Here is a 6,488-nt window from a genome sequence, read left to right as displayed (position 1 = left end):
CCCCCCGCCGCTGCTCCTCCTGGCGGGCGGCCTCCGCGCCCAGCGCGATGGGGGCCGCCAGCCAGGCGTCGGGCAGCGCGAACGCGTCGACCAGCGTCCGGGCGTGCGGCCGCAGCTCCGCGCAGAGCGCGTCGACCGCCTGGGTGACCGCCTTCGCGCGGGCCCCGGTCAGCCGCTCGTGCTCCAGGAACCAGGCCCGGTCCTCCTCGACCAGCGACAGTACGAACAGGTCGCACACCCGGTCGAGCAGCGCGCGCGTGCCCGGGTCGGCGCACCGGTCGAGCGCCGCCACGAACGCCTCCAGCACCACCCGGTCGACGTGCGCCCGCGCCGCGGCGAGGAGGTGGTCCTGCGCGGCGTTGAACGCGGCGAACGCGCGGTCGGGCTCGGCGGTGCCGGCCCGCCGCATCCGCCGGGCCAGGCCGTCGACGATGTGCTTCTCGCGGTCCTCCAGCAGCTTGAGCTGCCAGCCGCGGTCGTACAGGTCGGTCGCGTCCCCGCGCCCGGGCGCCGCCGCCACCAGCCGCTCCACCACCGACCGCGCGGCGGTGCGCTCGATCACGGCGCCGAGGAACTGCCCGGCGGCGAACCGCGCCACCCCCAGCGTGTCCAGGTCGCCGAACGCGTCCCGGTAGTTGGTGAGCAGCCCCTTGGCGACGAGTTGCAGCAGCACCGTGTTGTCGCCCTCGAACGTGGTGAACACGTCGGTGTCGGCCTTGAGCTGCGGCAGCCGGTTCTCGGCCAGGTAGCCCGCGCCCCCGCACGCCTCGCGGCAGGTCTGGATGGTGCGGGTGGCGTGCCAGGTGGCGGCCGCCTTCAGCCCGGCGGCCCGCGACTCCAGCTCCCGCTGCCCGTGCTCGTCCAGCGGCACCCGGCCGGTGTGCCCGTCGTGCAGGGTGGAGACCAGCTCCTCCTGGGCGAAGTGCAGCGCGTAGGTGCGGGCGAGGGCGGGCAGCAGGCGGCGCTGGTGGGCGAGGTAGTCGAGCAGCACGACCTCCTCGCCGGTGCCGGGCCGGTCGAACTGGCGGCGCGCCTCGGCGTAGCGGACGGCGATCGCCAGGGCCGCCTTGGTGGCGGTGCCCGCGCCCCCGGCCACGCTGATCCGGCCGCGCACCAGGGTGCCGAGCATGGTGAAGAACCGCCGGTTGGGGTTGTCGATCGGGCTGGTGTAGGTGCCGTCGGGAGCCACGTCGCCGTACCGGTTGAGCAGCGCGGTGCGCGGCACCCGCACGCGGTCGAAGCCGATGCGCCCGTTGTCGACGCCGTTCAGCCCGGCCTTGGCCCCGCAGTCCTCGATGTGCACCCCGGGCAGCGGCGCCCCGTCGTCGTCCCGCAGCGGCACCAGCAGCGCGTGCACGCCGTGCCGCTCCCCGCCCGCCACCAGCTGGGCGAAGACCACGGCCATGCGGCCGTCGCGGGCGGCGTTGCCGATGTAGTCCTTGCGCGCCGCCTCGTCGGGCGTGTGGACCTCGAACTCCTCGGTGGCGGGGTCGTAGGTGGCGGTGGTGCGCAGCCGCTGCACGTCCGACCCGTGACCGGTCTCGGTCATGGCGAAGCAGCCCGGCAGGTCCAGCGAGATGACGCGCGGCAGGTACTCGGCGTGGTGGCGCTCGGTGCCCAGCGCCTGCACCGCGCCGCCGAACAGGCCCCACTGCACGCCCACCTTCACCATCAGCGACAGGTCGCAGACCACCATCTCGAACGCCACCACCGACGCCCCGACGTCGCCCGCCCCGCCGTGCTCCTCGGAGAACCCGTACCCGGGCACCTCGGTCTGCGCGATGGCCGTGAGCTGCTCGAACACGCGCGCCCGGTGCTCCGCCACCCCCAGCCCGTGGACGGGGGCGAACAGGTCGCCGGTCAGCGACTCCCGCGCCCGGCGGCGCACGTGCGCCCAGCGCCCGTCGAGCAGGTCGCGCAGCGCCTCCGTGTCGGCCCCGATGCGCGGTTCGGCCATGGCCATGTCGGTATCCCCTTCCGGATCATCCGTCGTCTACCACCCCGTCTTCCCCGTGGCGCGCCCACCACGCACGCCGGGCGCGGCCGGCGGCGGGTGGGCGCCGGGGTTAGGGCGGTGTTCCGCCGCGGTTTGCCTGTTCCTGGCGGACGGGATGGTTCCCGCGCGGGCGGTCGCGGGCAGGGATAGGCGGGTCGGCCATTGGAAGGAGGGCCCATGGGCCTGCTGACCGAGAACGACGTCCACGACTACATCCGCGGCATCTGCTTCAAGACCGGGCCGCCCGGGCGGGTCGGCGCCGAGACCGAATGGCTCGTCACCGACACCGCCCGGCCCCGCCACCACGTCCCCCTCGACCTCCTGCGGTCGCTGGCCGACCAGGCCGGACCGCTCCCCAACGGCAGCGCCGTCACCTACGAGCCCGGAGGGCAGCTCGAACTCAGTTCGCCGCCCTTCCCCGGCCCCGCTGCCGCGCACGCGGCCCTCGCCGCGGACCTCGCCCACCTCCGCCCGTTCCTGGAGAGCGCCGGCCTGCGCCTCGACGGGCACGGCCTCGATCCGGTCCGGCCCGGGGTGCGCCAGCTCACCGACCCCCGCTACACCGCCATGGAGCGGTTCTTCGACCGGGGCGGCGGCGCGGGCGGCCGGACCATGATGCGCAGCACCGCCTCCCTGCAGGTCTGCCTCGACATCGGCGCCGACGCGGCCGACGCCGCCCGCCGGTGGCGGCGGGCCCACCGGCTCGGCCCGGTGCTCACCGCCGCCTTCGCCAACTCCCCGCGCCACCGCGGCCGCCCCACCGGGTGGCGCTCCACCCGGTGGGCCGTGTGGGACGCCATCGACCCCGGGCGCACGCGGCCCGTCGGCGGCGCCGACCCCGCCGCCGCGTGGGCCGACTACGCGCTGCGCGCCCGCGTCATGGCGGTGCCCCGCGCCGACGGCCCGTGGACGGCGGCCCCCGGCATGACGTTCGCGCGGTGGCTGGCCACCGGGCGGCCCCGCCCGCCCACCCGCGACGACCTGCTGCTCCACCTGAGCACCCTGTTCCCGCCGGTGCGCCCGCGCGGCTGGCTGGAGCTGCGGATGATCGACGCCGTGCCCGACCGGTGGTGGCCCGTCCCGGTCGCCGTCGCCGCGGCCCTGCTCGACGACCCGGGCGCGGCCGACACCGCCGACGAGGCCCTGGACCGGCTCTGCCGGGGGTCCGACCCCGACCGGGGCCTGTGGGCGGCGGCCGCCCGCGACGCCCTCACCGACCCGCACCTGGCGGACTGCGCCCGCGCCTGCTTCGCGGCCGCCGCCGACGCCCTGCCCCGCATGGGCGCCCGCGGCCTCGCCGCGGCCGTCGACGCCTACCGCGAGACCTACGTCGAACGCGGGCGCTGCCCCGCCGACACCGAACCGGCCCTGGAGGTTCCGGCATGAGCGCACCCCGGACGTCCCCCCGCGACCCCGACCCCCGCCCCGACGGCCCCGCCGCCGACCTCCTGCGCCGGCGCATCGCCGCCGAACTGGAGCACGGCCGCCGCCGCAGCGAGGGCCTGACCGTCGAGGCGCTGGACGAGGCCGACCTGGTCGGCCAGCACTCCCCGCTGATGTCCCCGCTGGTGTGGGACCTCGCCCACGTCGGCAACTACGAGGAGCAGTGGCTGCTCCGCGCCGCCGCCGGGCAGCAGGCCCTGCGGCCCGACATCGACGTCCTCTACGACGCCTTCGAGAACCCCCGCGCCGACCGCGTGCACCTGCCCCTGCTGACCCCCCGCGAGGCCCTGGAGTACAACGCCCGGGTGCGCGCCCGGGTCCTCGACACGCTCGACCGCGCCGTGTTCGACCCCGCCGACCCCCTGGTCGGCGCCGGGTTCGTCTACCACATGGTGATCCAGCACGAGCACCAGCACGACGAGACCATGCTCGCCACCCACCAGCTCCGGCGCGGCACCCCCGTGCTCGACGACCCGCCGCCGCCCGCCGCCCCGCCGCCCGACGGCCCCGGCGAGGTGCTGGTGGAGGGCGGCCCGTTCACCATGGGCACCTCCGCCGACCCCTGGTCCTACGACAACGAGCGCCCCGCGCACACCGTGCACGTGCCCGCCTTCCGCATCGCGACCGCCTGCGTCACCAACGCCGCCCACCTGGAGTTCATGGCCGACGGCGGCTACGACGACCCCCGCTGGTGGAGCGCCGCCGGGTGGGAGTGGCGCACCCGCTCCGGCAAGCGCGCCCCGGCGTTCTGGCACCGCGACGGCGACCGGTGGCTGCGCCGCCGCTTCGGCCGGGTGGAACCCGTCCCGCCGGACGAGCCGGTGCAGCACGTCTGCTTCCACGAGGCCGAGGCGCACGCCCGCTGGGCCGGCCGGCGGCTGCCCACCGAGGCCGAATGGGAGAAGGCCGCCCGCCACGACCCGGCCACCGGCACCGTCCGCCGCCACCCCTGGGGCGACGCCGACCCGGGCCCGCACCACGCCAACCTGGGCCAGCGGCTGCTGCGCCCCGCGCCGGCGGGCGCGTTCCCCGGCGGCACCGCGCCCAGCGGCGCCCACCAGATGCTCGGCGACGTGTGGGAGTGGACCGCCGACGACTTCACCGCCTACCCCGGCTTCCGGGCGTTCCCCTACCGCGAGTACTCCGAGGTGTTCTTCGGCGACGGCTACAAGGTGCTGCGCGGCGGGTCGTGGGCCACCCACCCCACGGCCGCGCGCGCCACCTTCCGCAACTGGGACCTGCCGATCCGGCGGCAGATCTTCAGCGGGTTCCGCCTCGCCCGCGACGCGGAGGCCCGCTGATGTGCCGCCACCTGGCCTACCTGGGGCCGCCCGCCACCCTGCACGACCTGCTGCACGCGCCGGCCCACGGGCTCCTCACGCAGGCGCACGCCCCCCGCGAGCAGCGGTACGGCACCGTCAACGCCGACGGGTTCGGGGCCGGCTGGTACACCGCCGACCGGCCCGCCCCGCTGCGCTACCGGCGCGCGATGCCCATGTGGGCCGACGCGTCCTTCGCCGACGCCGCCCGCGCGCTGCGGGCGGGGTGCGTGGTGGCCGCCGTCCGCGACGCCACCCTCGGGTTCGGCCCCGACGAGTCGTGCGCCCAGCCGTTCCGCGCCGACACGTGGCTGTTCAGCCACAACGGCGCGGTCGCCGACGACGCCGCGGTGTACGCCCGGCTGGGGGTGCCCCCGCCGCACGGCGCGCTGGACGCCCGCACCCCGGTGGACTCCGCGCCGCTGTTCGCCCACGCGCTGCGCGCGTGGCGGTCCGGCGCCGACCTGGGCGCCGGGCTGGCCGCCACCGTGCGCGCCGCCCGCGCCTGCTCACCCGGCCGCTACAACCTGCTCGCCGCCGACGGGCACCGGATCGCCGCCACCGCCGCCGGCGACACCCTCTACACGCTGCGCAGGGGCGGCGGCGTGTGGCTGGCGTCCGAGCCGTTCGACGACGACCCGGCGTGGCGGCCGGTCCCCGACGGCTCCGTCGTCACCGCCGACGCCGACCGGACCGCCGTCGCACCCATCGACCGGGAACGGGGGGAGCCATGCTCCGCATCGACATCCACCTGACGGACGACGACCTCGCCAAGGCGCTCCGCCGCGACGTCGCGGAGGGCCTGACCGCCCACCCGAAGGCGCTGCCGCCGAAGTGGTTCTACGACGAGCGGGGCAGCGAACTGTTCGAGCGCATCACCCGGCTGCCCGAGTACTATCCCACCCGCGCCGAACGGGCGATCCTGGACCGGCATGCCCCCGACATCGCCCGCGCCACGGGCGCCGACACGCTCGTGGAACTGGGCGCCGGGTCGGGCGAGAAGACCCGGCTGCTGCTGGACGCGCTGCGCGCGGCGGGCACCCTGCGCCGCTACGTGCCCGTCGACGTCAGCGGGGACTTCCTCGCCGGCGCGGCGGCCGGCATCGCCGACGCCTACCCGGGGCTGGCGGTGCACGCCGTGGTCGCCGACTTCGAGCGCCACCTGCACCTGCTGCCCGCCGGGGGCCGGCGCACGGTGGCCGTGCTCGGCTCCACCATCGGCAACCTGACCCCGCGCGAACGCGCCGGGTTCCTCCGCGACGTCCACGGCACCCTCGCCGGCGGCGACACGCTGCTGCTCGGCGTGGACCTGGTCAAGGACCCCCGACGGCTCGTCGCCGCCTACGACGACGCCGCCGGGGTCACCGCGGAGTTCAACCGCAACGTGCTGCGCGTGGTCGCCCGGGAGCTGGACGCCGACGTCGACCCGGACGCGTTCGACCACGTCGCCCTCTGGGACCCCGGAGCCGAGTGGATCGAGATGCGGCTGCGGTCGCGGCGCGCCGCCCGGGTGCGCGTCGGCGCGCTCGGCCTCACCGCGGACTTCGCCGCGGGCGAGGAGCTGCGCACCGAGATCTCCGCCAAGTTCCGCCGCGAGGGGATCGCCGCCGAACTGCGCGCGGCCGGGTTCACCCCCGCCGAGGGGTGGACCGACCCGGCCGGCGACTTCGCGGTGCTGGTGGCCGCCGCCTGACCCGCCCCGCCCGGCGCCCCGGCGGGGGCGCCGGGCG

Annotated in this window: 5 protein-coding genes; 4 read left to right on the top strand and 1 reads right to left on the bottom strand. The window is 77.0% G+C overall.

What is annotated here, in order from left to right:
* Positions 1-1,957, bottom strand: a 1,957-nt coding sequence (locus NT8_RS26525; RefSeq protein ID WP_067975375.1) for an acyl-CoA dehydrogenase family protein, incomplete at its 3' end; no start/stop codon positions are given.
* A 216-nt stretch (positions 1,958-2,173) separates the two neighbouring features.
* Here NT8_RS26525 and egtA point away from each other — a divergent pair.
* From egtA to egtD, 4 genes are read left to right on the top strand one after another with little or no spacing between them, the layout of a single operon-like run.
* On the top strand, positions 2,174-3,382 hold the full coding sequence (gene egtA / locus NT8_RS26520) for an ergothioneine biosynthesis glutamate--cysteine ligase EgtA (RefSeq protein WP_067975373.1): 1,209 nt from the start codon (positions 2,174-2,176) through the stop codon (positions 3,380-3,382).
* The gene (gene egtB / locus NT8_RS26515; protein ID WP_067975370.1) at positions 3,379-4,740 is read left to right on the top strand and encodes an ergothioneine biosynthesis protein EgtB; all 1,362 of its coding nucleotides are present in this window, start codon (positions 3,379-3,381) and stop codon (positions 4,738-4,740) included. The genes egtA and egtB overlap by 4 nt, the downstream gene beginning before the upstream one ends.
* Positions 4,740-5,513 carry an ergothioneine biosynthesis protein EgtC gene (gene egtC, locus NT8_RS26510; protein WP_067975367.1) on the top strand — a complete coding sequence of 258 codons (774 nt, stop codon included), beginning with the start codon at positions 4,740-4,742 and terminating at the stop codon, positions 5,511-5,513. The genes egtB and egtC overlap by 1 nt, the downstream gene beginning before the upstream one ends.
* Positions 5,489-6,451, top strand: coding sequence for an L-histidine N(alpha)-methyltransferase (gene egtD / locus NT8_RS26505; RefSeq protein ID WP_067975365.1), 963 nt, complete (start codon positions 5,489-5,491; stop codon positions 6,449-6,451). The genes egtC and egtD overlap by 25 nt, the downstream gene beginning before the upstream one ends.
* The last annotated feature ends 37 nt before the right edge of the window (positions 6,452-6,488 follow it).

This window comes from Nocardiopsis trehalosi NBRC 14201, assembly GCF_001552555.1.
Classification (GTDB): domain Bacteria; phylum Actinomycetota; class Actinomycetes; order Streptosporangiales; family Streptosporangiaceae; genus Nocardiopsis_B; species Nocardiopsis_B trehalosi.
The sequence above is the reverse complement of the archived record's forward strand: the minus strand, read 5'-3'. Positions and strand labels throughout refer to the sequence as shown.